Here is a 22967-nt window from a genome sequence, read left to right as displayed (position 1 = left end):
GAACCCATGACGCGAGCGGATCCCGCGGGGGACGCCGCGCAGCCCTTCCGAGTTTCCTTCGTGTGCACAGGCAACATCTGCCGTTCACCGATGGCCGAAGTCGTGTTGCGCGCGCACGCCGAGCATGCCGGACTCGCCGGAGCGCTGGCGATCGAGTCAGCTGCCACCGGAGACTGGCACGTCGGCGAGCCCGCCGACGAGCGCACGATCGACGCACTCGCCCGGGCGGGCTATGACGGCGCACATCACCGGGCCCGTCAGTTCGACGCAGCAGATTTCCCGCGACTCGATCTCGTGGTCGCGTTCGATCGCGGCCAGTCGCGCATCCTCCGCAACTGGGCGCCGACATCCCTCGACCAGGAGAAGGTGCGGATGCTGCTCGAATTCGAGCCCGAAGCGACGACGCTGCACGACGTGCCCGACCCGTACTACTCCGACGCGGCGATGTTCGATCGAGTACTTGAGATGATTGAACGGTCGACGTCGGCCCTCTTCCGGCAACTCGCACCTGCACTCAGACAAGGAATTCGATGACTTCGCTGCCTCCCCAGCCGCTCAGCCCCCTCGACGGCCGGTACCGCTCGGCGGTCGGCGAGCTCGGCGAACACCTCTCAGAGGCCGGCCTCAACCGGGCGCGCGTGCTCGTCGAGATCGAGTGGCTGATCGCCCAGACCGATCGCGGATTCTTCGGCTCCTCGCCGCTCACCGAGCACCAGCGGCTGCAATTGCGTTCGGTTGTCACCGATTTCGGCCAGCCCGACATCGACGAGCTCGCGGGGCTCGAGGCCACGACCCGGCACGACGTCAAGGCTGTGGAGTACTACGTGCGCCGCCGGCTCAGCGACCTCGGGCTCGACGCGATCTCGGAGCTCACCCACTTCGCCTGCACGAGCGAAGACATCAACAACCTCTCGTACGCGATCACCGTGCGCGACGCCGTACGCGACGTGTGGCTGCCGAAGTACCGCGCCGTGATCGAGACGATCGAGGCCCTCGCTCTCGAGCACCGCGACGCCTCGATGCTCTCGCGCACCCACGGCCAGCCAGCGACGCCGACGACGATGGGCAAGGAGCTCGCCGTCTTCGCGTACCGCCTGCGCCGCATCGAGCGGCAGATCGAGGCCACCGAGTACCTCGGCAAGTTCTCGGGGGCGACCGGCACGTTCTCGGCGCATGTCGTCGCGGCTCCGGATGTCTCGTGGCCCGAGGTGTCGCGCGAGTTCGTCGAGTCGCTCGGCCTCACCTGGAACCCGCTGACCACCCAGATCGAGTCGCACGACTGGCAGGCCGAGCTCTACGGCAAGATCTCGCACGCCAACCGGGTGCTGCACAACCTCGCGACCGACATCTGGACCTACATCTCGCTCGGCGTCTTCCGCCAGATCCCTGCGCCCGGGGCCACCGGTTCGTCGACGATGCCGCACAAGGTCAACCCGATCCGCTTCGAGAACGCCGAGGCCAACCTCGAGCTCTCTTCGGCCCTGCTCGATTCGCTCGCCGCGACCCTCGTGACCTCGCGCATGCAGCGCGACCTCACCGACTCGAGCGCCCAGCGCAACATCGGCGTCGGCTTCGGTCACTCGATGCTCGCGCTCGACAACATCCAGCGCGGCCTCGGCGAGATCGACCTCGACCTCGCGATGCTCGCCGCCGACCTCGACTCCAACTGGGAGGTGCTCGGCGAAGCGATTCAGACGGTCATCCGTGCCGAGGTCGTCGCCGGTCGTTCGACGATCGGCGACCCCTACGCGATGCTGAAGGAGCTCACCCGCGGCAAGCGGGTCGGTGCCGCCGAACTCGCCGAGTTCGTGGGCGGCCTCGAGATCGGCGACGACGCGAAGCAGCGCCTGCTCGCCCTCACGCCCGCGACGTACACGGGCATCGCGTCGGAGCTCGTCGACCGGCTCTGACGCTTGCCCGGGCGTCGCCGAGTTGCACGACGATCTCGCCGACACGCCGTCCGATCACGGCGCGCCGCACAGATGCTCCTGCAACTCAGCACTCAGCGACCGACTCGCCACCCGCTGGTCGAGTAGGCCGCCCGCGGCCGCATCGCCGAGTTGCACGACGATCTCGCCGACACGCCGTGCGATCACGGCGCGCCGCACAGATGCTCCTGCAACCCAGCACTCAGCGACGAACTCGCCACCCCGTCGGTCGAGTAGGCCGCCCGCGGCCGCATCGAGACCCCGCAACGGGTCTCGATACGCTCGCTCGCGCTCGCTACTCGACCGGCGGAACCCGATCCCCGACGAGCAAGCGAGATTCAGTGGCCCGGTGAAGGCGGCGCGTCGGGCCCCGGCGGCAGCGCGTCGGGCGCGGGCGGCGCCGGCGGCGGCTCGTCACCGTCGATCTCGGCGGCCTCTTCGGCGTTGGGCTTGATCGCCATCGAGAGCAGCGCGAGCACCACGAGCACCACGATGAACGCGATGCCGGCGACGATGAGCGCCAAGATCGGCTCGCGAGCGGTGACGAGCACGACGAGACCGGTGAAGATCGCGGCGATCGCCGCTCCACCGACGTACTCCGCCGGGCGGAGCACGTCACGCCGACTGGGCTTGTACCCACCGGGGTTCTGAGTCACGAGGGCTGCTCCGTTCCGGACACGTCGGGCGCGGCATCCGCTGGGCCGGTCGCCCATTTCAGCGAGAACCCGCCGATCAGCAGGTATACGCCGAGGATGACGAAGTAGCCGCCGAGCAGGCCGACCGCGGTGACGGCGTCGAGCGGGAATACCAGGAACACGATCGCGAGGATCGCAGTGAATGCGCCCGCGGCGATCCAGTCGCGAGCGGCGAGCGTGCGGCCGCGTGCCCGCAGGCCCGCGAACAATTCGACGAAGCCGGTGACCGCGGCCCAGACGCTCACGAGGTAGAGCAGGAACGGCAGGCCGCCCGGCACGGTCAGGGCGAGCAGGCCGGCGGCGACGGTGACCACGGCGGCGATCACGAAGAGCGAGCGGATGCCGCGCTCCACCGTGAGCCGCAACGAGAGTGCTCCGACGACGAGCCCCGACGCGATCGCCCAGACGCCGAAGACGAGCAGACCGAACTCGGGGGAGTGGTTCTGCGAGAACGTGATGACGGCAGCAGGCACCAGCGTGAGGATGCCGCGGACGACCGGGACGACCCAGTACCGAGTGCGCTCGGGAGCGGCGGCGACGGGCACTTGACCTCTTTCACATCTGTTGGGGTACCGATCCATCCTACGCTGGAGGCGGGTTCCTCCCGACGAGCTCCTCGCCGAGCCGATGCAGCTCGCGCCGCAGCGACTCGGGCTCCATGACTTCGAGGAATTCGGCCCAACCGGCGAGGCCGCGGGCGAGGAGCGCATCGGTGGGTGCAGTCACCCGCACCCGGGACCGCCCCGGGTCGAGTTGCGCCTCCTCGACGGCGCGCTGCCCGAACTGCGTCTGCAGCAGCGGCACGATGCCGGAGTCGACGACGACCGTCGCGGTGGCGCTCGCGCGCTGCCGGTCGACCGTGGCGGTGACGCGTTCCCAGATCTCGGCCAGGTCGAGCCCCTCGGGCCGGCCGGCGGGCTCTTCGGTGCGCTCCGCCTCGAGCAAGCGGTCGACGCGATAGGTGCGTTCGGCGCCGTCGACGCCGCCGAGCAGGTACCAGTGGTCTTGCTTCTGCACGAGCCCCCACGGGTCGACGGTGCGGTCGACGGGCTCCCGGTTCCACGCTGCGTAGCGGATGCGCAGCTGCACCCGATCGACGATCGCCGCTTCGAGCACCGGGAGGAGTGCTGGGCGTTCGGGCGTCGGCCTGCCCCATTCGCCGGGGTCGATGACGACCGCTTCGGCAGCGGCCTGCGCGTTGGTGCGAAAGGTCTCGGGCAGGGCGCGCACGAGCTTGCGCAGGGCGGCTTTCGCTTCGGGGTCGACGGATGCCGCTGGCCCGACCAGCAGGAAGAGCGCACGTGCCTCACCAGCCGACAGACCGCTGAGGTCGGTGCGGGCGCCGCCGAGCAGTTGCCAGCCGCCGCCGCGGCCCGCCTGCGGATACACCGGAATACCCGCGGTGGAGAGTGCCTCGAGGTCGCGCCGGGCCGTGGCGACCGAGACCTCGAGCTCCTCGGCGAGCTGCGAGGCGGTCACCCGACCCCGCGCCTGCAGGGTGAGGAGGACTGCCACGAGGCGATCTGCGCGCATGTTTCCATTCTCGTCCGAAAAGTAGTCAAGAGATGAGCACTTCTGCGTTCAACAATGGATTCATCACCTCGGAACACCGAGAAGCCACTCGAAAGGAACCGCTCATGCTCAGGGGATTCGCCACTGTCAGCTACTACGCCGCCGACCTCGAGGCGGCCGCCGCCTGGTACGCCGAGGTGCTCGGCATCGAGCCGTACTACCGGGTTCCCGGCTACATCGAGTTCCGCGTCGGTGACGATGAAGACGAACTCGGCCTCATCGATGCCCGGTACCGCCCTGAGACTCCGGATGTCCCGGCGGGCGAGATCATCTACTGGGCCGTCGACGACGTGAACGCCGCGTACAACCGCCTGCTCTCACTCGGCACGACCCGATATCAACCGCCGATCGAACGCGGGCCGGGCTTCGTGACCGCCGCAGTCGTCGACCCGTTCGGAAACATCCTCGGGGTCATGTTCAACCAGCACTGGGCCGACGCACATACTCGACGGCCCGCGCCGGTCGAGTAGCGCCTGTCCGGTATCGCTGGTCGAGTAGCGCCCGACGAAGGAGGACGCGTATCGAGGCCCGCACCCGGTCTCGATACGCTCCTTCGTCGCCACTCGACCAACGTTCCCGGCCTGTTCGCTCGGACCCTACAGCGCCTTCACCGCCGCGAGCACCTTGCCGAGCGAGTCCTTCGCGTCGCCGAACAGCAGTGTCGTCTGCGGCTCGAAGAGCAGCTCGTTCTCGATTCCGGCGAAGCCGGGCCGCATCGAGCGCTTCAGGAACACGACCTGCCTCGCCTCCTCGACCTCGAGAATGGGCATGCCGTAGATCGGCGACCCCGGTGACGTCTTCGCCGCCGGATTCACGACGTCGTTCGCGCCCACGACGAGCGCGACATCCGCCGTCTTGAATTCGGGGTTGACCTCGCTCATCTCCTTCAGCGATTCGTAGGGCACGTTCGCCTCGGCGAGCAACACATTCATGTGCCCCGGCATGCGCCCGGCGACCGGATGGACCGCGAAGACGACCTCGATGCCCCGCGACTCGAGCTCGGTCTGCAACTCGGCGACCGTGTGCTGGCCCTGTGCGACCGCGAGGCCGTAGCCGGGCACGATGATCACCTTCTGGGCGTAGCCGAGCAACACGGCGACGTCTTCGGCGTTCGACGAGCGCACCGGGCGATCGGATGCCACGGTCGACCCCGCCGTCGATCCGCCCTTGAACGCACCGAAGAGGATGCCCGTGACGCTGCGGCCCATCGCCGAGGCCATCGCCCGGGTGAGGATCGTGCCCGAAGCGCCGACGAGGGTGCCGGCGATGATGAGCACCACGTTGCCGAGCACGAACCCCGAGGCTGCGACGGCGAGACCCGTGAAGGCGTTCAGCAGTGAGATGACGATCGGCACGTCGGCGCCGCCGACGGGCAGCACGAGCAGCACGCCGGTGATGAGGCCGAAGACGAGTACCACGACCGCGAGCCAGCCGGCCCCGGTGAAGATGACGGCGACGGATGCCGCGACCGCGACGAGTACCGAGGCACTCATGATGATCGGCAGACCGGGGAAGACCACGGGCCGGGTCGTCATCAGCTCTTGCAGCTTCGCGAAGGTCACGAGAGACCCCGAGAACGACACAGCTCCGACGAAGAGCGTGAAGACGATCGCGGTGCCGAGCAGGGGATTCACGCCCACCTGCAGGTCGTACAGTCCGTTCGTCTCTCCGACCGGCGTCGTCGCGTGCCCCAACTCGAGCAGTGCCACGAGTGCGGCGGCACCTCCGCCGACACCGTTGAAGAGGGCGACGAGCTGCGGCATCTGCGTCATCTGCACCCGGCGGGCGATCGGCGCGGCGATCGCCGAGCCGATCGCGATCGCCGCGAGGATCCACGGGATGTTGTCGAGCTTCATCGAGAGGAACACGGTGACGACGGCGATGAGCGCGCCGGCCGCACCGATGAGGTTGCCGCGCCGGGCGGTCTTCGGCGAGCTGAGGCCCTTGAGGGCGAGGATGAAGCAGATCGCGGCGACCAGATAGAGCAGCGCCGTCCAGACGGGGGAGAGGAGGCTCATCGACTGGCCCCCTTCCGGCCGCGGAACATCTCGAGCATGCGGTCGGTCACGACGAAGCCGCCGACGAGGTTCGCGGTGGCGAGCACGACGGCGACGAGGGCGAGCGCGAGGGTCCAGCCGTCGGATGCCTGGCCGGCGACGATGATCGCGCCGACGAGGATGATGCCGTGGATCGCGTTCGCGCCCGACATCAGCGGGGTATGCAGGGTGCTCGAGACCTTCGAGACCACCTCGAAGCCCACGAACACCGAGAGCACGGTGATCGTGAGGAGGGCGATGCCGTCCATCAGCGGTGTCCTTCCTGGTCGGGTGCTTCCGTTGGTCGAGAAGCGCCCGACGAAGGAGGCCGCGTATCGAGACCCGGGTCCCCGCCGAGCAACTCGGCCGTCGGCGCATGCCGCACCTCGCCGGCGAACGTGAGGCACGCCCCCGCGACGACCTCGTCGTCGAAGTCGGGCTCCACCCGGCCGTCGTGCGTCATGAGCTCGACGAGGTTGGCGACGTTCTTCGCGTAGAGCCGCGACGCATCGGCCGGCATGCTCGATGCGGCATCCTTCATGCCGACGAGCGTCACTGTGCCCTCGCCGCTCGCGGTCGGCACCGCGACATCCGTGCCCGCAACCGAACCCTCGACGTTGCCGCCCGACTCGGCCGCGAGGTCGACGACCACCGAACCGGGCCGCATGGCCGCGACCATCTCGGTCGTGACGAGCAGCGGGGCGGGGCGTCCGGGAATCGCGGCCGTCGTGATGAGCACGTCGGCCTCGGCGATGTAGGGGGCGAGCAGACGCCGCTGCGTCGCCGCCCGGTCTTCGCCGAGTTCCTTCGCGTACCCGCCGGCGGCGTCGGCGGCAGTGTCGAGATCGAGATTGATGAAGGTGCCGCCCATCGAGGCGACCTCGTCGGCCGATGCCGCGCGCACGTCGTTCGCCGAGACCCGCGCTCCGAGCCGCTTCGCCGTGCCGATCGCCTGCAGGCCGGCGACGCCGGCGCCGAGCACGACGACCCTCGCCGGTGGAATCGTGCCGGCGGCCGTCATGTAAAGCGGGAAGAACCGGGGCAGGCGCATGGCGGCCTCGAGCACGCAACGGTACCCGGCCACGAGCGCCTGGCTCGTCAGCGCGTCCATCGACTGCGCCCGCGAGATGCGCGGCACGAGCTCGAGGGCGAAGGACTTCACCCGCGCGTCGCGCAGCGCCCGAACCGCGTCGAGCTCGCTCGCCGGTGAAGCAAGCCCCACAGTGACCGTGCCGCTGCGGAGGGCGGCGACCGTCTCGACGGCGAGCGGTCGCACGTGCAGCAGCACGTCGATCGCACCGAGATCGAGCCGGTCGACGAGTTCGGCTCCCGCATCGGCGTACTGCGAATCGCCGTGATCAGATGCCTCGCCGGCGCCGCGCTCGATGGTGAGGGTCAGCCCGAGCCCGGCGAGTTGCCGCACCGTCTCGGGGGTGGCCGCGACCCTCCGCTCGCCCTCACGCCGCTCTTTCGGGATACCGACTCGCACGAACCCTCCTTCTGACACGGGAGTGCAGCGGTGCCGAGGGAGAGAGGTCGATCCCCGTGCCCGCGGCGCTGCTGCACGTGTCGTTCAGCGTACGTGGCCGCGAGGCATCCGCTCCATGATTCCTCGCGATTCCCCGCCCGAACTTCGCCGGTTGTTCCGTCGGGCGGAGGCGATCGGTCATTCGTGTCGAATTCGCGTCGCCGGTCTCGACCCACTGGTACCCACCGCATCGAGGAGGAATGATGAACACCATGACCAGCGCAGCGCCCGCGCCTGCGGCCGTCGGGCCGCTCGACGTCGCCTTCGAGGCCGTGCTCGAGCGGAGCCCCGCCAAGGGCGGCTGGACCTACGTGATCTGGCCGGCATCGGCCGAGTTCTTCGGAACCCATGGGCTCGTGAAGGTGTCGGGCACCGTCGACGGCGCCACATTCGACGGATCATTCATGGCACTCGGCGACGGCAGCCACAAGCTGGCGGTGACCGCCGCCGTGCGACGCGCCATCGGCAAAGAGGCCGGCGCGACGGTGCAGCTGCACCTCACGGAACGCCGATCCTGAGGCGTCGACGTCGTCCGGCGCGACGTTCGTTCTTGCTCCTCATTCGTTCGATTACCGGTCGAATCGTCCTAGTATCGGACGAACACGAGACGAACGCGCACGACGGAGGGGACGTTCCCGCATGGCAGCCGACGCCGGCACGCAAGCCGGTTCGCAGACGCTGAGCCGCGGCATCCGCGTGCTCGAGATTCTCGCCGCCGCCGACCGGAACCTCACGATCGACGAGCTCGCGGGGGCGCTCGGCGTGCACCGCTCGGTCGCCTATCGGCTGCTCCGCACCCTCGAGGATCATGGGCTCGTCACCCGCGACGCCGCGGGTCGACTGAGCCTCGGCACGGGACTCGCGGCACTCGCTTCGGGCGTCGCCCGCGACCTCCAGCGCCTCGCGCTGCCCGAGCTCAACGCCGTCGCGAACGAGCTCGGAATGACGTGCCTGCTCGCCGTGCTCGTCGACGCCGAGGAGGCGGTCACACTGGTGAGCGCGTCACCACGCCAATCCGTTGCGGTGGTGTCGTACCGGCCGGGCCACCGGCATCCGATCACCCGCGGCGGCCCCGGCAAGGCGATCCTGCTCAGCCTTCCCGACAGTGCGTGGCCGTCGGACGTGCCCGACGGGCTTCGAGAGGAGATCGCCGCCAGCCGCGATCGCGGGTACGCGCTGAGTCATGACGAGGTCGTGCCGTCGCTCAGGTCGGTCGCCGTGCCGCTTGCGTTGCCGGGCCAGCCGCCGGCATCGATCGCGGTGATCCACGTCTCGTTCGACCGACCCGAAGCCGAGATCGCCGAGCGCCTGAAGCTCGCGGCCGAGATCGTCGCCCGAGCGTACGGCGCCTGAACGTACGGCGCCCGACCGGCGCGTCAGCGCGCGAGCAGGATGCCTCGGAAGAACTCGGCCAGCTCTTCGACGGCGGTCAGCGGCAGCACGTTCGCCACGTACTGGTCGGGCCGCACCACCACGACGGCTCCGGCACGGTCGATGCCGCGCAGCTCGAAGATGTCGTGCTGCGGGTCGGCGGCGTAGACCTTCTCGTAGTCGGTCAGCTCGAACGGGCCGTTGCGCGGAAGGAAGACCTGCGGCACCCGCCCGAGGTCGACGGCCGTATGAGGCTGCTGGTAGACGACCTTCACATCGAAGACGCTGTCGATGTCGGCGCCGTCGGGCGTGAACGCTCGAAGCGGTGAGTCGGATGCCTCGTGCAGCCAGTTCGCCCAGTCGGCGAGTGCCGTGCCGCGCAGGGCGGGCGCCGCGGCATCCGCGAACGCATAGATGCGCCAGCGCCCGTCGGCCCGGTGATGATGCCCGAGCTGCACGGGGTTGCCGTCGCCGACGCGTTCGGCGGGCGCCGACTTGAAGCGCTTGCCGATCGGGAACCCGGTTGCGAGGCCCTGGTGGCCGGCCTCGCCGACGATCATCGAGGCCTCGTACTGCGTCATGAATCCCGCTGGGAACTCGAAGGTGCGCACGTAGAACTCCTCGAGCTCTGCCGGGTCGCCGAGGTCTTCGGGCTTCGTCGCCATCAGCTTCGACCACTCGCGATCGAACTCGATCAGGTTCTTCGCGACGACGTGGCGTTCGGCGTGGTAGGTCTCGAGCAGCGCCGGGTGAGCACGGCCGTCGAGCACGTGGCCGAGCTTCCAGCCGATGTTCCAGCCGTCTTGAATCGAGACGTTCATGCCCTGGCCCGCCTTCGCACTGTGCGTGTGGCAGGCATCGCCGGTGATGAAGACGCGCGGGGTGCGACTGCCCTGCTCCTCGACGGGAACGTCGTCGAAGCGGTCGGTCACGCGGTGGCCGACTTCGTAGACCGAGTGCCACGGCACGTTCCGCACGTCGAGCGTGTACGGGTGCAGGATCTCGTTCGCCTTCGCGATGATCTCGTCGAGCGTGGTCTGGCGCACCGCGCCGCGGTCGTCTTCGGAGACCTCCCCGAGGTCGACGTACATGCGGAACAGCTGCCCGCCCTCGCGCGGGATGAGCAGGATGTTGCCCGCCTCGGACTGAATGGAGCACTTCGTGCGGATGTCGGGGAAGTCAGTCACGGCGAGCGTGTCCATCACGCCCCAGGCGTGGAACGACTGCGCGCCGACATGCTTGGCGCCGATCGATTCGCGCACCTGGCTGCGTGCACCGTCGGCGCCGACGACGTACTTGGCGCGCAGGGTGCGGCGCTCGCCCGTGCGTCTGCCCTCCAGTGGGACGGCGTGCGACGCGTCGCCGGCACCGATTCCGACACCCGTGACCCGCTCGAGGGTGACCGTCACCGGGTGGTCGGGGAGGGCACCTTCGATCCCTGAGCCTGTCGAAGGGGCGATGTCGAGTCCGACGAACTCCCAGCCGTAGTCCGGCGTGATGCGCCCGGGGGAGTTGTGCGCGTACTCGGCGAAGTAGTCGAGCACACGCGCCTGGTTCACGATGAGATGCGGGAACTCGCTGATGCCGGTCGGGTCGTCAGGGGTGACCGCGGCGCGGTGGATGTTCCGGGGGTGCTCGGGGTCTGGCTTCCAGAACGCCATTTCGGTGATGCGGTACGCCTCGGCGATGATGCGTTCGGCGAAGCCGAACGCCTGGAACGTCTCGACGCTGCGAGCCTGAATACCGTCGGCCTGGCCGATCGCGAGCCGGCCGCCGCGGCGTTCGACGATGCGCGTCGTGACGCCCGGGAACTGCGCGAGCTGCGCCGCTGCGACCATGCCGGCAGGCCCCGAGCCGACGATGAGCACGTCGACCTCGTCGGGAAGCTCCTCGGGCCGGTCGATTCCGACGCCCGCCGCGGGCTGCACCCGCGGGTCACCGGACACGTAGCCGTAGTGGTGGAACTGCACGGCTTCTCCTCACTGCTCTGTGGGTTGGGGCGCCTCGCGGCGTGTTCGATAATAGAACTCTGCATTCTCATATCGCGCACTCATCATAAGTCGGCATGCCCGGGCGGGCAAGCGCCGAGGGCGCACGGGAAGGCGGGCGCTCACGGCGATGCCCGCGCGCCTACCTGGGCCGAAGCGCCGCCGCGAGTTCGCGGCGCGAACCGACGCCGAGTTTCGAGAACACCTTGCTCAGATGCCACTCGACGGTGCGCGGGCTGATGTACAGCACCGATCCGATCTCGGGATTGGTCTGGCCGGCCCCAGCCAGACGTGCGATCTGCGCCTCCTGCGCGGTGAGCTCGGGCCCCGCGGCATCCGCATGCCTTCGCACCGACTCGCCCGTCGCGACGAGTTCCCGGGCCGCGCGCTCGGCGAACCCCTCAGCGCCCATGGTCGTGAACGCCTCGTGCGCGATGCGCAGTTGCGTGCGCGCGTCGGCACGACGGTTCGCGCGCCGCAGCCATTCACCGTGTAGCAGGCGCGTGCGAGCGAGCTGCACCGCGAGACCCGTGCGCGAGAACCGCTCGATCGCCTCGCGATAGTCGGCATCGATCGCCTCCGGCCCCTCGGTGCCGACGAGCGCGTCCGCGAGGAACTGCGCGCCGCGGGCCCAGTCGGTCGACGCGACGCCGGTGCGCTCGGCGAGTCGATCCCGCGCTGCGCGCGCCTCCCCGGGCTCGCCCGCGCGAACCGCGGCCTCGACGAGTTCGGTAAGCGACCAGTTCAGCACTCCGAGGTCGGGATACTCGACGGCCTCGCGAGCCGCCTCGAACGCCGCAGGGTAGCGGCCGAGCCCGTTGTTGAGTACTGCGCGCGCGTACAGGGCGCTGCCGACGAGACGACCCTCGCCCCGCACCTCGGCACCGGCCATGACAACGTCGATGAGTTCGAGCGCCTCCGATTCGCGCCCGCGGTACGCGGCGAGTGCGAGCGATCCCGACGGGCGCGGCGCGAGGCCGCGTGCCCGCTCGATCACGGCGGCCTCGGCGAGGGTGTCATCCGCCTCGGCGAACCTCCCGGCGAACGAGAGGGTTCCCGCGGAGAAGGCCAGGGCGGTCGGCAGCAGGGACAGCGCGCCGCTGGCGCGCGCGAACGACACCGCCTGATCCGACAGTTCGAACCATGCGGCGTCGTCCCACACTTCGTGCGCAGCCGGAGCAGCGAGCCAGAGCAACGAGTACTCCTGCTCGCCGCCGAGCGCGTCGATCGCGCGACGCAGCTTCGGCGCGGCCTCCGCCGGCCCGTCGAGTGCCCACGTCGCGAGCCCGTCGAGCAGCAGGTCCGTCGGCCCGTCACCGCTCATGACGGTGCGTGCGGCTCCGGCTGCCCGCGTGAGGGCGTCGCCACCGAGGCGTCCGGCGTACGCCGCGGCGCCCACTGCCGTGAGGTACGTACGGCGGGCCGAGTCGGGATCGAGTTCCTCGAGCGTCGCGGCCGCCGCCAGCAGCAGCGGGCCGGACTCCCTTCCGGGATTCACCTCGAAGGCGGCTTGCGCGCGCATCCGTTCGGCGTCCGCCCGTTGGCCGGCGTCGAGCGGCGACAGTGCGGCGGCGGCGAGCATCTCTGGAACGAGGGTGGGCGCACCGGCATCCAGCCGCGCCTGCGCCGCAGCGAGCAATCGAGCGCCCCGCAGCGTCGGCTCGGGCGTGAGCTCGGCGGCACGTTCGAGGAACGCGGCAGCAGCCGACCGCCCGCCACGCGCGAGCGCGCGCATCGCCGAGCGTTCGAGCTCCGCCGCGACATCCTCGTCGGGCACGACCGTCGCGTGCGCGCGGTGCCAGGCACGGCGATCGCCGTCGACGTCAGGGTCGATCACCTCGGCGAGAGCCCGGTGCACCGCTCGGACGTCGTCAGGTCGCGCCGAGCGCCAAGCTGCCGAGCGCACGAGCGGATGCCGGAACCGGACGCGTGTGCCGAGTTCGATGAGCCCTGCGGCCACCGCCGGTTCAGCGGATGCCGGTGCGATCGCCAGACGGTCGAGGGCGGCCCAGAGCAGGGTCACATCGCCGACCGGCTCGACGGCGGCGGTCAACAGCACTTGCCTGGTCTCCGGCGGCAATTCGGCGATCTGCCGAGCGAATCCATGCTCGAGCCGGTTCGTGAGCGACGCCGTGCTCCCGCCTCCGAACCCGAAGACGAGTTCGGCGGCGCTGAGTTCGCGCGGCAGTTCGATGAGAGCGAGCGGATTGCCGTGCGCCTCGGCGATGATGCGGTCGCGCACCTGCGGTTCGGTGGGGCTGCTCAGCACGGAGTCGAGCAGCGCCCGAGCGTCGGCGTCGTGGAGTCCGTCGATGCGGAGTTCCGGCAGGTCGACGAGGAATGGCTCATCGGCGAGCAGCCGCTCGTCGTCGCGAGTCCGAACCCCGAAGACGAGTGCGACGGAATCGGCGTCGAGCCGCCGCGCGACGAACCCGAGCACGACCTCGGTCATGCGATCCACCCATTGCAGGTCGTCGACGATGCAGACGACCGGGTGGTGCGAGGCCGCCTCGGACATCAGCCCGAGAACCGCGAGTCCGACGATCAAGGCCTGCGGCGGCGCGCCGGCGCTCAGGCCGAATGCGGTGGCGAGCGCATCGCGCTGCGGATCGGGCAGCGTGTCGATGCCCTTCATCAATGGAGCGCAGAGTTGCTGCAGACCCGAGTAGGCGATCTCCGACTCGAGCTCGACACCCGAGGCCCGGATCACCTGCATGCCGGACGCGCGGTTGGCCAGGTACTCGAGCAACGCGGTCTTGCCCGCTCCCGCATCACCGCGGAGCACGAGCACCTGACTCCGGCCATCGCGCACGTCGCGCAAGAGGCGATCGAGCACGCCGCACTCGCGCTGCCGCCCGCGGAGGTCCGAACCACTGGCACTTGTCACGTGAGCCTCCAGTCCGGAGGTTACACGAGCCGTGAACCGCCCCCGGGGTCCCCGGTCCATGCCCCCGGGGGGTCGACCCGTGCATCACCCGGGCGCGAGGCCCGGGACTCCCCGACGAACATGATCACACGGTGCCGAACCGGTGCCCGATCACCGATCACCGATCACGGAGGAATGACATGAACACGAACACGAACACGAACACGGGCAACGAATCACGAAGCCAGGACAGACGGGCACTCGAGCTGAAGTTGGAGGTCGTGGTGATCCCCGTCTCCGATGTGGACCGGGCGAAGACCTTCTACGAGGGGCTGGGCTTCCGGGCCGACGCCGACGCCTCGACCGAACGAGGCCTGCGTGTCGTGCAGGTCACCCCGCCCGGATCATCCGCCTCGGTGATCTTCGGCACCGGCCTGACGGATGCAGCTCCCGGCTCCACCCGCGGACTCCACCTGATCGTGACGGATGTCGCGGAGGCGCGCGCCGCTCTCGCTGAACGCGGGCTCGACATCACGGAGGTGTGGCACGACCGCGACACCGTCTTCCACTGGGCCGGAGCGGCGAATCGGGTCAGCGGGCCCCACCCGCTCTACGACAGCTATGCATCGTTCGCATCGTTCGCCGACCCCGACGGCAACGAGTGGGTGCTCCAGCAGGTCGTCGAGCGCCTGCCCGGGCGCTGAAGACAGTGGAGGAGAGAGACATGGAGACCGGAATCGATCCCACGACGGAGCTGTTGCTCGACCTGCTCACGCGAGCCGCGACGGCACACGGCGTGCACGAGGAGCAGGATCTCGGCGGCGTGTACGACGAGCAATGGCCGCAGTGGTACGCGGTACACATGACTCGCACCCTCGCCGAGGCCGGGTATCGCATCACGGCGACCGGCGATGCGCCGATCGGCGACGCGAGCGAGGGGAGTGAACGATGAGCCTCATCGACAGGATCCTCGGCCGCAAGGCGGATATGCCCGAGACGGCGCCCCCAGACGCGTGGCAGTCTCGCGCCCGGGCTTCGCGCGAGGACCGCCAGACCATCGAGGTCGACGCCCTCACCGCCTCCGCCCTAACCGCGGCGTTGTGGAACCCCGGGGTCGGCATCGGGTACGTCGGTCCGTCGACGTACCAGGACTTCGGCGAATGGGATGACTGGGAGGGATGAATCGGGCAGGAACGGAGAAGCGCGGGGCGGGCATCGCCGCCTAGCCTGAGATCGATGCAGCGGTCCGCGCGGCATCGCCGACGAAGATTCCCGAAGGAGAAGACCACGATGGCTAAGACCGACGAGTCCGGAGGACTGAGCAAGGAGGAGCGCGACGCGGTCAAGCAGCGCGCGAAGGAGGTCCGCGAGCAGGAGAAGGCCGGCAAGAACCGCGCGGCCGGCGAGAAGGCGGTCCTGGAGGCCATCGCCGAAATGGAACCTGAAGACAAGGTGCTCGCGGAAGGGCTCTACAGCGTCGTCTCCGAGGTCGCGCCAGACCTCGTACCCAAGACCTATTACGGCATGCCAGGTTTCGCGGACGCGGATGGCAAGATCGTCGTCTTCATCCAGGCGGCCAAGAAGTTCAAGACGCGCTACGCGACCATCGGGTTCCAGGACACTGCCAATCTCGACGACGGTGACATCTGGGGCGCCGCCTTCGCGGTCCGCAACTGGACACCAGCGGTGGAGAAGAAGGTCGCCGAACTCGTCCGCAAGGCCGTCAGCTGACGAATGCCGCACGCTTCCCGGTGAGGGATGCGAGCGGCATTCGTCGTGGCTCTGCGAGCGAGGCTCTGCCTCAGCTGATCTTGCGGCGGTAGATGGCGATCGCCCAGATGTAGGTGACGACGAGGATGCCGACGAGCCAGGCGAGGGCGATCCAGATGTCGTTGCCGACGGGCTCCTGGGCGAACAGGGCCCGGATGGAGTTCACGATCGAGGTCACGGGCTGGTTCTCGGCGAACCAGGCGACCGGGGCCGGCATCGTGTCGGTGGGCACGAACGCCGAGCTGATGAACGGCAGGAAGATCAGCGGGTAGCTGAACGCGCTCGCACCGTCGACGGTCTTCGCCGAGAGCCCGGCGATCACCGCGAGCCAGGTCAAGGCGAGGGTGAACAGGATCAGGATGCCGGCGACGGCGAGCCAGGCGCCAATGGATGCCCCGGTGCGGAAGCCCATGATGAACCCGACGCCGATGACGATCGCGACCGAGATGAGGTTCGAGACCAGGGACGTGAGCACGTGCCCCCAGAGCACGCTCGACCGGGAGATCGGCATGGACTGGAAGCGTTCGAAGATGCCGCCCTGCATGTCGAGGAACAGCCGGTACGCGGTATAGGCGATGCCCGACGCGACCGTGATCAGCAGGATGCCGGGGAGCATGTAGTTGATGTAGGACTCGTCGGATCCGGTGTTGATCGCACCGCCGAGCACGTACACGAAGAGGAGCATCAACGCGATCGGAGTGACCGCGGTGGTGATGATCGTGTCTGGGCTGCGGAGGATGTGCGTCAGCGAGCGGCCGGTGAGCACCCGGGTGTCGCTGAGGACGTGGCTGGTCATCGTTGTTCCTTTCCTGCCGCGACTGCACCGTCGGTGCGGCCGTCGTCGGCGCTGTCGATCTCGCCGGTTTCGCCGACGAGTGCGAGGAACACGTCCTCGAGGGAGGGCTGCTTCTCGACGTACTCGACCTGGGCGGCCGGGAGGAGTTGCTTGAGTTCGGCGAGGGTGCCGTTCTGGATGATCGTGCCCTTGTGCAGGATCGCGATGCGGTCGGCGAGATGCTCGGCCTCGTCGAGGTACTGCGTGGTCAGCAGCACGGTCGTGCCGCTCTTGGCGAGTTGCTTGATCGTCTGCCACACCTCGATGCGCGCCTGCGGGTCGAGACCGGTGGTGGGCTCATCGAGGAAGATGATCGGCGGGTTGCCGATCAGGCTCATCGAGATGTCGAGCCGACGGCGCATGCCACCCGAGTAGGTACCCGCCTTGCGGCTGCCGGCTTCCGTGAGAGAGAAGCGGGCGAGCAGCTCGTCGGCGATTCCGCCCGGGTTCTTCATGTGACGAAGCTTCGCGATCAGCACGAGGTTCTCCCGGCCGGTGAGTACTTCGTCGATCGCGGCGAACTGGCCGGTCAGGCTGATCGACTCGCGCACGTCGCCGGCGTTGGTGGCGACGTCGAAGCCGTACACCGTCGCCGCGCCCGCATCGGCCTTCAAGAGCGTCGACAGAATGCGCACCAGGGTGGTCTTGCCTGCGCCGTTCGAGCCGAGCAGCGCGAAGATGCTGCCCGCCTTCACGTCGAAGTCGACGCCCCGCAGCACGTGCAGGTCTTTGAATGATTTCTCGATGCCCTGCACCCGGATCGCGGGTGCCTGGACCTGTTGGGTGGTCATTTCTGCTCCTCTCGTTCGATGCTCTCGATCGTCTCCGTGAGGCGATTGCGCTCCTTGTCGACCCAGCGCTTGCCGACATAGGCCTGGCTGAATGCCTCGGCGAAGCCGACCGGATCGTCGCCGACGATCGCGCTGACGGGCGTCTCATCGGCGGCGGCACGTTCCCACAGGTCGGCGAAGTCGCCGAGCATCGTCATCATGACCGTGGCGTCGCCGTCGGTGATGCCGCCGTTGTACATGAAGTACCGTTCGAAGGCATTCGCGGCCGTGAGGTACGGCTCCGGCAGGGCCGCGATGCGGGCCTTGTACTGCCGGTACTGCTTCTTCTGATCCAGCGATCCCGTGAGGGTCTCGATCCATTTGCTCGCCATGGTCACTTCACTCCTTCTTCGTGTGCTTTGTGCTGCTGCGATTCGATGCGGTGGCGGAGCTGTTCGATGCGTTCTGCGAGAAAGCTCCAGGTTCCCCAGAATTCTTCGAGGTACTCGCCGCCCAGTGCGTTCAGCGTGTAGACCTTGCGCGGCGGCCCCTTCTCGGACGGGATCTTCTCGACGTCGACGAAGCCGCGCTGTTCGATCCTGACCAGCAGGGCGTAGACGGTGCCCTCGACGATGTCGGAGAAGCCCTGGTCACGCAGCCGCGCAGTGATCTCAGCGCCGTACGCCGGCTGCTCGGCCAGAATTGCGAGGACGATGCCCTCGAGCGTGCCCTTGAGCATCTCGGTCATCTGCTTGCCCATGAAACCCTCCTTTCACTATTCGGTGTTGGTGAGTACTAGTACTCGGTGACAATGACTACTGGTAGATAGTAATCATGAGTACCGGTAAATAGCAACACTAGGTAGCGAAGAGAATTCCAGTTCTTCCACCGGACCCAGCCTGAAGCCACCGGGAATCCGGATCAACGCTCGATCGGGATACGATCGTTGACCTGTATGTCCACCTCGGAGGAAGAGCAATGGAGCTACGGGACATCGAGATCTTCCTCACCCTCACCGATGAACTGCACTTCGGCCGCACCGCCGAGCGCCTGCACGTCTCGGTGTCGCGCGTGAGCCACGCGATCCGCTCGCAGGAGATCGCGATCGGTGCGCCGCTGTTCGCGCGCTCGAGCCGCCGCGTCGAGCTCACCCACGTGGGCGAGGTGCTCCGGGCGGGCTTGAAACCGGCCTACGACGGCATCCGACGCTCCATTGCGGATGCCACGACGGCCGCCCGTCAATCGGCCGAAACCCTGACGATCGGAGTCCAGGGAGCGCAGGCGCACGACCTCGAACCCGTGTTGGAGGCGTTCCGTGCGTCGCACCCGCTCGCCGATGTGCGGTATCGGGAGGTGTACTTCACCGACCCTTTCGACTTGCTCCGCCGCGGTGAGGTCGATTTGGTGACCGCGTGGCTACCGGTCGACGAGCCCGACCTCGCCGTGGCGTGCGTGTTGCGTGAAGAGCCGCTCAACCTGATGGTGTCGTCGCGGCATCCACTGGCCCGCCACTCATCGATCGAGCTCGAAGCACTCGGCGACCTCGTCGTGCCCGATGTCGTTGGGCCTGCCGCATGGCTCTCGGCGGTCGTGCCGTTCACGACGCCGTCGGGCCGCGCCGTCAGGCGTGCGCACCAGGTGTCAACGTTCCAGGAAGTCCTGGCGCTCGTCGCGGCAGGTGAGGTGGTCTGCCCGGTTCCCGACGAGGGGCGCCGCTATTACCCGCGACCCGGTGTCGCCTACGTGCCGTTCAACGACGCGGAACCCGTGCGTTGGGCCCTCATCCGGCAGCGCGAACGAGTCACGCCGATCATGCGGGAGTTCGTCGACGCAACGCTGCGCATGGGCTCGGAATCCGCCGGCACCAGAGATCCCACTGCGCAGATCTAGCCGAGTTCGTCACGACGGCGCGAGAGGTAGGCGGTCTCGGCGGTGTTTCCCGTGAGAGCGATGGCCCGGTCGTAGGCCGCGCGCGATTCCTCGCGACGTTCCAGCCTTCGGGTCGATCCCGTCGTGCGATGGCGCGCCGTCGTCTCCGAGGTGGTCGTTCACGCACCTCGGATGTTGCGGGGTCGGTCAGCGGCGGTTGACGAACCGGGCCGCGCCGATGATGACGGCCAGCGCCGCGCCGAGCGCGGACACCAACGGCACCGCGACCACGGCGAGGGCGACCGTATTGGGGCGGAACTTCAGACCGTCGGGGCCGCCGATGTACGCCCCGATCGGCACCGAGTAGCCACCGCCACCGCCACCGCTTCCCTCGCCCCGTCCGGCCGGGGTCTTCTCGGATGCCGGCATGTCGCCGGAGCCCTCACCCCCGCCGAAGCCGAAGGCCACGAGTGCGACCGGCACGAACTCCCGACCGTCGATCGTGGACTTCTCGCCGTATGCCACCTTCGCGCCCCACGCGGGCACCGATTCCGCCAGGTTCTCGATGAGCTTCGCCATGGCTCGACCGTACGCTCGATATCCGCGCGCGGCTAGATGCACCTGGTCATCACCCCGCAAGCGGATCCTCTGCGCGCACGCTCAGCGACGAGTCTTCGGACCCCGCAGTTTGGCTGAAGCAACGAGCCAGACTGCGGGGATCACCGTCAGAATCGTGAGGAGCACGGTCGACAGAACGAGAGTTGCTCCTCGCCGCCCGCGCTCTGCGTCGCGATGCTCGCGTAGCCGCTGGAATAGGCGATGTCGGACGTGCGTTGACCCCGGCATGCGCTCCAAAGGCGGAAAGGACGTGCGACATGCCGTGGAGTACACGCGAAGTGGCGGAACTGGCGGGTACGACAGTGAACACTGTCCGTCACTACCATCGAATCGGACTCCTTGAAGAGCCGGAGCGCCGGTACAACGGGTACAAGCAGTACGAGCATCAGCACCTCGTGAGTCTTCTTCGAATCCGGCGCCTCGCAGACCTCGGCGTTCCCTTGTCGCAGATCGATGGAGTGAGCGTCTGCACGGAAGGCACGCCGAAGACGTTTCAGGATCTCGACTCCGAACTGCAAGGGATCATCGAACGATTGGGGAATGCCCGAGCCGACATCGCAGGCATCCTGCGAGACAACGTCTCTGCGGGTGTCTCCGCCGGCTTCGAGTCCGTTGCATCCCGATCGTCGAAGACCGACAGTTCGCAAGCCCACATCCACACGCAGCTGTACGATCCGGCCGCGTTGGCCGACATCCGGAAGATCGCCGAAGCCGACGCTGACAACCTCGGTGCTGAACTCGATCGCTTGCGTCACGACGCGGATGAAGAAACTCGGCGCCGGCTGGTGAATGGGCTTGCGACGAAGCTCGCGCAGCATCTTGTCGACCATCGGCGGTTGGAACCCCCGCTCACACACCTGCCGAACAGCCACCACACGACCTCGCAGACCTCGGTCGAAGTTGCCGAAGAGCTGTACAACCCCGCGCAGCTCGACGTCCTCCATCGTGCATACAACGTCGCGCGCGACGTTGCGCGGGCGACGCACGACGCGAACGAGATCATCAACGCGGGTTGACCCTACTCCAAGACGGCGAGCATCACCCTGATCTCGGCCCGGGCGAGCTGAAGCCTCTTGATGCTCGCCGACAAGTCCGCATCGATCAGACGAAGCATCTCCTGCTCGCTGTGAGCATCATCTTCTCGGCGGATCGCCGCGGCAGGAACGCCACGGTCCCGCATCCGACGTACATGGAGCAACTGCAGCAGGTGATTTCTTCCATACTGCTTGTATCCGTTGGGCGCTCTGTCGGGTTCGTCGAGAACGCCCAGCCGGTGGTAGTGCCGCACCGTGTTCACAGTGGTCCCAGCAAGTTCCGCCAGTTCACGAGTACTCCACGGCATCCGATCGACCTCCTGCTCCCCCTGCCTCGATGCTCGACCCGGCGTTGTTCGGTGTCCGCGCCGGTCCGGTGCGCCGGGTGCGCACCCACACAACCACGGTCGCGAGGACGATCACCACGGCGGGCAGCAGCGTCGTCCACGTCCCGACGCCCGCCGAGCGATCGTACGCGGCGATGACGTCGACGTGAAGCGCAGCGTCGAACAGGAAGCCCAAGGTGTTGAACCCCGCATGCAGCACCACCGCGATCTCGATGCCGCCGGTGCGCCAGGTGACCAACGCCGTCCCGACGGCGAAGAAGAGGTAGTTGACGTTCAGCAACAGGTCGGTCGAGAAGTGGACGAAAGCGAACAGCACGCTCGAAATGACGATGGCGACGACGATGCCGGCCCGTGCGCCACGCGCCCACCCGCCAGCGACGCGGAGGATCAGCCCACGGAATCCGTACTCTTCGCCGGCACCCTGAAGCGGTGTGAGCAGCAGCGTGGCAACGAGGAACCAGACCACATCCGTTTGGCTCAAGGTGGTCTCCGGCAGCGGCGCCCAGTACAGGACAGCCGTGACAACCGTCCACGCGGGAACGATGAAGAGCAGCGCCCGCCCGAAGATGTCGAACCGGAAGCGCGAGATCACCGAGTGCAACGATGCGCCCTTCACTCCGTAGAGCCAGCGCTGGATGAGCATGCTCCACGGGATGAGCATCGCGACGGCGGCCATGCCTGCCGCGTGGAACAGGGGGGTATAAGCCACGCTACCGCCAGCGGGGATCGGCCCATCCACCAGCGTCGCAGCGGCGGTGAAGAGGATGTTGAAGAAGAACATTCCGCCGATCAGGAGGACGATCGCGAGGATGCCGCGACCGATCCGGCGTTTCTCCCCGGCGAGCACACGGTGGTACTCGACCTCGGGCGGAATGATGTTCGTGCGCTGGTTCACGGGTATTGGTTCCTTTCGAATCGACCGACGCGATCGGCGACAGGCGCAAGGTGATCTCGTTCGAAACGGAGCCTGCGGCCGATTGCCGACTTCGGGTGCAGGTGTAGCTCACACCCTGTTCCGAGCACACAGTCAAGGGGCTCATCGCGTGAGGGCTCACGGCTTGACCGTGTGCTGAGAACACGGTTTCTACTGGGAACAGAATCCAAAACCGCTCGACGTACGACCCTACGCAGCAAAGGAATCGCGAAGTGGACCCTCTGCAGGAACTCATCAGCAACTTCCAGGATCTTGTGACCCAGGTGCCCGAGATCATCCAGCCCTTCATCGTGATGCTCGCAGGGGCCGTTCCATTCATCGAGGGCGAACTCGCCGCCACGATCGGCATCGCCGGCGGACTCAATCCCATCGTCGCCGGCATCGCCGCCGCAATCGGCAACTTCATCTGCGTGGTCCTCGTGGTGCTTCTCACGTCGCAGGCTCGCACGGCGGTCGCGAACCGCGGCAGGGTGCGCGTCAAGGCGACGGCGGGTGCCACGGGGCTCCCGGATTCCCTGGGCGACGAGTGGGCCACTGCGTTCGAGGAGACGGCACCCGCCAAGCTTGAGTCGAAGGGCCGTCAGCGCTTCAAGAGGTGGCTCGTCCGCTTCGGCGTCCCCGGCGCGAGCATCCTCGGCCCCCTCGCGATCCCAACGCAATTCACCGCCGCGATTCTCGTTGCCGGCGGAACCCCCCGCGGCTGGGTGCTGCTCTGGCAGGCGGTGGCGATCTTCCTCTGGACGACCGTGACCACCGTGTCGATCTGGGCCGCTCTCACCTTCGTCGTCGGGGCCTGAGCCACTTGG

The 22967-nt window shown here is 68.0% G+C and carries 28 protein-coding genes and 1 pseudogene; 13 read left to right on the top strand and 16 right to left on the bottom strand.

Annotation, left to right across the window (positions count from 1 at the left end):
- Positions 1-6 precede the first annotated feature (6 nt).
- A complete protein-coding gene (locus tag AC1C2U_RS10390) occupies positions 7-534 on the top strand; it encodes a low molecular weight protein-tyrosine-phosphatase (protein ID WP_495361659.1) in 528 nt (175 codons plus the stop codon).
- The gene (purB, locus tag AC1C2U_RS10385; RefSeq protein ID WP_495361658.1) at positions 531-1910 is read left to right on the top strand and encodes an adenylosuccinate lyase; all 1380 of its coding nucleotides are present in this window, start codon (positions 531-533) and stop codon (positions 1908-1910) included. Before AC1C2U_RS10390 ends, purB begins: the two co-directional genes overlap by 4 nt.
- Positions 1911-1964: 54 nt before the next feature.
- On the opposite strand, the gene AC1C2U_RS10380 is transcribed toward purB, so the two are convergent.
- The 4 genes from AC1C2U_RS10380 to AC1C2U_RS10365 form a co-directional block, all read right to left on the bottom strand.
- Positions 1965-2108 (bottom strand): hypothetical protein, encoded by a 144-nt coding sequence (locus tag AC1C2U_RS10380; protein WP_495361657.1) that lies wholly within the window; start codon positions 2106-2108, stop codon positions 1965-1967.
- A 158-nt stretch (positions 2109-2266) separates the two neighbouring features.
- Positions 2267-2584, bottom strand: coding sequence for a hypothetical protein (locus tag AC1C2U_RS10375; protein ID WP_495361656.1), 318 nt, complete (start codon positions 2582-2584; stop codon positions 2267-2269).
- Positions 2581-3168 (bottom strand): DUF308 domain-containing protein, encoded by a 588-nt coding sequence (locus AC1C2U_RS10370; protein WP_495361655.1) that lies wholly within the window; start codon positions 3166-3168, stop codon positions 2581-2583. Before AC1C2U_RS10370 ends, AC1C2U_RS10375 begins: the two co-directional genes overlap by 4 nt.
- 37 nt (positions 3169-3205) lie before the next feature.
- Positions 3206-4156 (bottom strand): helix-turn-helix transcriptional regulator, encoded by a 951-nt coding sequence (locus AC1C2U_RS10365; RefSeq protein ID WP_495361654.1) that lies wholly within the window; start codon positions 4154-4156, stop codon positions 3206-3208.
- 104 nt (positions 4157-4260) lie between these two features.
- On the opposite strand from AC1C2U_RS10365, the gene AC1C2U_RS10360 reads away from it, so the two are divergent.
- Positions 4261-4665, top strand: a complete 405-nt coding sequence (locus AC1C2U_RS10360) for a VOC family protein (RefSeq protein WP_495361653.1) — start codon at positions 4261-4263, stop codon at positions 4663-4665.
- Positions 4666-4791: 126 nt separating this feature from the next.
- On the opposite strand, the gene AC1C2U_RS10355 is transcribed toward AC1C2U_RS10360, so the two are convergent.
- From AC1C2U_RS10355 to AC1C2U_RS10345, 3 genes are read right to left on the bottom strand one after another with little or no spacing between them, the layout of a single operon-like run.
- A complete protein-coding gene (locus tag AC1C2U_RS10355) occupies positions 4792-6213 on the bottom strand; it encodes an NAD(P)(+) transhydrogenase (Re/Si-specific) subunit beta (protein ID WP_495361652.1) in 1422 nt (473 codons plus the stop codon).
- Positions 6210-6500, bottom strand: a complete 291-nt coding sequence (locus tag AC1C2U_RS10350; RefSeq protein ID WP_495361651.1) for an NAD(P) transhydrogenase subunit alpha part 2 — start codon at positions 6498-6500, stop codon at positions 6210-6212. Before AC1C2U_RS10350 ends, AC1C2U_RS10355 begins: the two co-directional genes overlap by 4 nt.
- Positions 6500-7720: a Re/Si-specific NAD(P)(+) transhydrogenase subunit alpha gene (locus tag AC1C2U_RS10345; RefSeq protein WP_495361650.1), complete on the bottom strand. Its 1221-nt coding sequence runs from the start codon at positions 7718-7720 to the stop codon at positions 6500-6502. Before AC1C2U_RS10345 ends, AC1C2U_RS10350 begins: the two co-directional genes overlap by 1 nt.
- 242 nt (positions 7721-7962) lie before the next feature.
- On the opposite strand from AC1C2U_RS10345, the gene AC1C2U_RS10340 reads away from it, so the two are divergent.
- Together AC1C2U_RS10340 and AC1C2U_RS10335 are read left to right on the top strand one after the other, a co-directional pair.
- Positions 7963-8277: a DUF1905 domain-containing protein gene (locus tag AC1C2U_RS10340; RefSeq protein ID WP_495361649.1), complete on the top strand. Its 315-nt coding sequence runs from the start codon at positions 7963-7965 to the stop codon at positions 8275-8277.
- 121 nt (positions 8278-8398) lie between these two features.
- Complete coding sequence (locus AC1C2U_RS10335) at positions 8399-9112, top strand: IclR family transcriptional regulator (protein WP_495361648.1); 714 nt, start codon at positions 8399-8401, stop codon at positions 9110-9112.
- Positions 9113-9135: 23 nt separating this feature from the next.
- On the opposite strand, the gene AC1C2U_RS10330 is transcribed toward AC1C2U_RS10335, so the two are convergent.
- The gene (locus tag AC1C2U_RS10330; protein WP_495361647.1) at positions 9136-11100 is read right to left on the bottom strand and encodes an FAD-binding monooxygenase; all 1965 of its coding nucleotides are present in this window, start codon (positions 11098-11100) and stop codon (positions 9136-9138) included.
- A 160-nt stretch (positions 11101-11260) separates the two neighbouring features.
- Positions 11261-14005 carry a helix-turn-helix transcriptional regulator gene (locus AC1C2U_RS10325; protein WP_495361646.1) on the bottom strand — a complete coding sequence of 915 codons (2745 nt, stop codon included), beginning with the start codon at positions 14003-14005 and terminating at the stop codon, positions 11261-11263.
- A 179-nt stretch (positions 14006-14184) separates the two neighbouring features.
- On the opposite strand from AC1C2U_RS10325, the gene AC1C2U_RS10320 reads away from it, so the two are divergent.
- The 4 genes from AC1C2U_RS10320 to AC1C2U_RS10305 all read left to right on the top strand — a co-directional run bounded on the left by AC1C2U_RS10320 (position 14185) and on the right by AC1C2U_RS10305 (position 15715).
- On the top strand, positions 14185-14688 hold the full coding sequence (locus tag AC1C2U_RS10320) for a VOC family protein (protein ID WP_495361645.1): 504 nt from the start codon (positions 14185-14187) through the stop codon (positions 14686-14688).
- A gap of 20 nt (positions 14689-14708) precedes the next feature.
- Entirely contained in the window at positions 14709-14936 is a 228-nt protein-coding gene (locus AC1C2U_RS10315; protein ID WP_495361644.1) for a hypothetical protein, read from the top strand.
- A complete protein-coding gene (locus AC1C2U_RS10310) occupies positions 14933-15166 on the top strand; it encodes a hypothetical protein (RefSeq protein ID WP_495361643.1) in 234 nt (77 codons plus the stop codon). Before AC1C2U_RS10315 ends, AC1C2U_RS10310 begins: the two co-directional genes overlap by 4 nt.
- A gap of 108 nt (positions 15167-15274) precedes the next feature.
- A complete protein-coding gene (locus AC1C2U_RS10305; RefSeq protein WP_495361642.1) occupies positions 15275-15715 on the top strand; it encodes an iron chaperone in 441 nt (146 codons plus the stop codon).
- Positions 15716-15785: 70 nt separating this feature from the next.
- Here AC1C2U_RS10305 and AC1C2U_RS10300 read toward each other — a convergent pair whose 3' ends face one another.
- Genes AC1C2U_RS10300 through AC1C2U_RS10285 form a run of 4 tightly spaced genes read right to left on the bottom strand, consistent with a single transcriptional unit; the run spans position 15786 to position 18119 of the window.
- Entirely contained in the window at positions 15786-16550 is a 765-nt protein-coding gene (locus AC1C2U_RS10300) for an ABC transporter permease (RefSeq protein WP_495361641.1), read from the bottom strand.
- Positions 16547-17380: an ABC transporter ATP-binding protein gene (locus AC1C2U_RS10295; RefSeq protein ID WP_495361640.1), complete on the bottom strand. Its 834-nt coding sequence runs from the start codon at positions 17378-17380 to the stop codon at positions 16547-16549. Before AC1C2U_RS10295 ends, AC1C2U_RS10300 begins: the two co-directional genes overlap by 4 nt.
- A complete protein-coding gene (locus tag AC1C2U_RS10290; protein ID WP_495361639.1) occupies positions 17377-17751 on the bottom strand; it encodes a DUF1048 domain-containing protein in 375 nt (124 codons plus the stop codon). The genes AC1C2U_RS10295 and AC1C2U_RS10290 overlap by 4 nt, the downstream gene beginning before the upstream one ends.
- Positions 17752-17753: 2 nt before the next feature.
- Positions 17754-18119: a PadR family transcriptional regulator gene (locus tag AC1C2U_RS10285; RefSeq protein ID WP_495361638.1), complete on the bottom strand. Its 366-nt coding sequence runs from the start codon at positions 18117-18119 to the stop codon at positions 17754-17756.
- 218 nt (positions 18120-18337) lie between these two features.
- Between AC1C2U_RS10285 and AC1C2U_RS10280 the strand changes: the two genes are divergently transcribed.
- Positions 18338-19249 carry a LysR family transcriptional regulator gene (locus tag AC1C2U_RS10280; protein WP_495361637.1) on the top strand — a complete coding sequence of 304 codons (912 nt, stop codon included), beginning with the start codon at positions 18338-18340 and terminating at the stop codon, positions 19247-19249.
- Between the two features lie 186 nt (positions 19250-19435).
- Here the strand turns inward: AC1C2U_RS10280 and AC1C2U_RS10275 are convergent, their stop codons facing one another.
- A complete protein-coding gene (locus AC1C2U_RS10275) occupies positions 19436-19807 on the bottom strand; it encodes a hypothetical protein (RefSeq protein WP_495361636.1) in 372 nt (123 codons plus the stop codon).
- A 296-nt stretch (positions 19808-20103) separates the two neighbouring features.
- Here AC1C2U_RS10275 and AC1C2U_RS10270 point away from each other — a divergent pair.
- Positions 20104-20241: pseudogene (locus tag AC1C2U_RS10270) on the top strand (MerR family DNA-binding transcriptional regulator); the annotation flags it as partial.
- Positions 20242-20682: 441 nt separating this feature from the next.
- Positions 20683-20862, top strand: coding sequence for a hypothetical protein (locus tag AC1C2U_RS10265; RefSeq protein ID WP_495361993.1), 180 nt, complete (start codon positions 20683-20685; stop codon positions 20860-20862).
- A gap of 2 nt (positions 20863-20864) precedes the next feature.
- Here AC1C2U_RS10265 and AC1C2U_RS10260 read toward each other — a convergent pair whose 3' ends face one another.
- Both AC1C2U_RS10260 and AC1C2U_RS10255 read right to left on the bottom strand, forming a co-directional pair.
- Positions 20865-21188 carry a helix-turn-helix domain-containing protein gene (locus AC1C2U_RS10260; RefSeq protein WP_495361635.1) on the bottom strand — a complete coding sequence of 108 codons (324 nt, stop codon included), beginning with the start codon at positions 21186-21188 and terminating at the stop codon, positions 20865-20867.
- Entirely contained in the window at positions 21169-22122 is a 954-nt protein-coding gene (locus AC1C2U_RS10255; protein ID WP_495361634.1) for a CPBP family intramembrane glutamic endopeptidase, read from the bottom strand. The genes AC1C2U_RS10260 and AC1C2U_RS10255 overlap by 20 nt, the downstream gene beginning before the upstream one ends.
- A 251-nt stretch (positions 22123-22373) precedes the next feature.
- Here AC1C2U_RS10255 and AC1C2U_RS10250 point away from each other — a divergent pair, with 251 nt between their 5' ends.
- Positions 22374-22958 (top strand): small multidrug efflux protein, encoded by a 585-nt coding sequence (locus AC1C2U_RS10250; RefSeq protein ID WP_495361633.1) that lies wholly within the window; start codon positions 22374-22376, stop codon positions 22956-22958.
- The last annotated feature ends 9 nt before the right edge of the window (positions 22959-22967 follow it).

The sequence above is a fragment of the Agromyces sp. Y575 genome (genome assembly GCF_059445445.1).
Note: the sequence above shows the minus strand (reverse complement) of the source record. Positions and strands in the feature narration are given on the sequence as shown.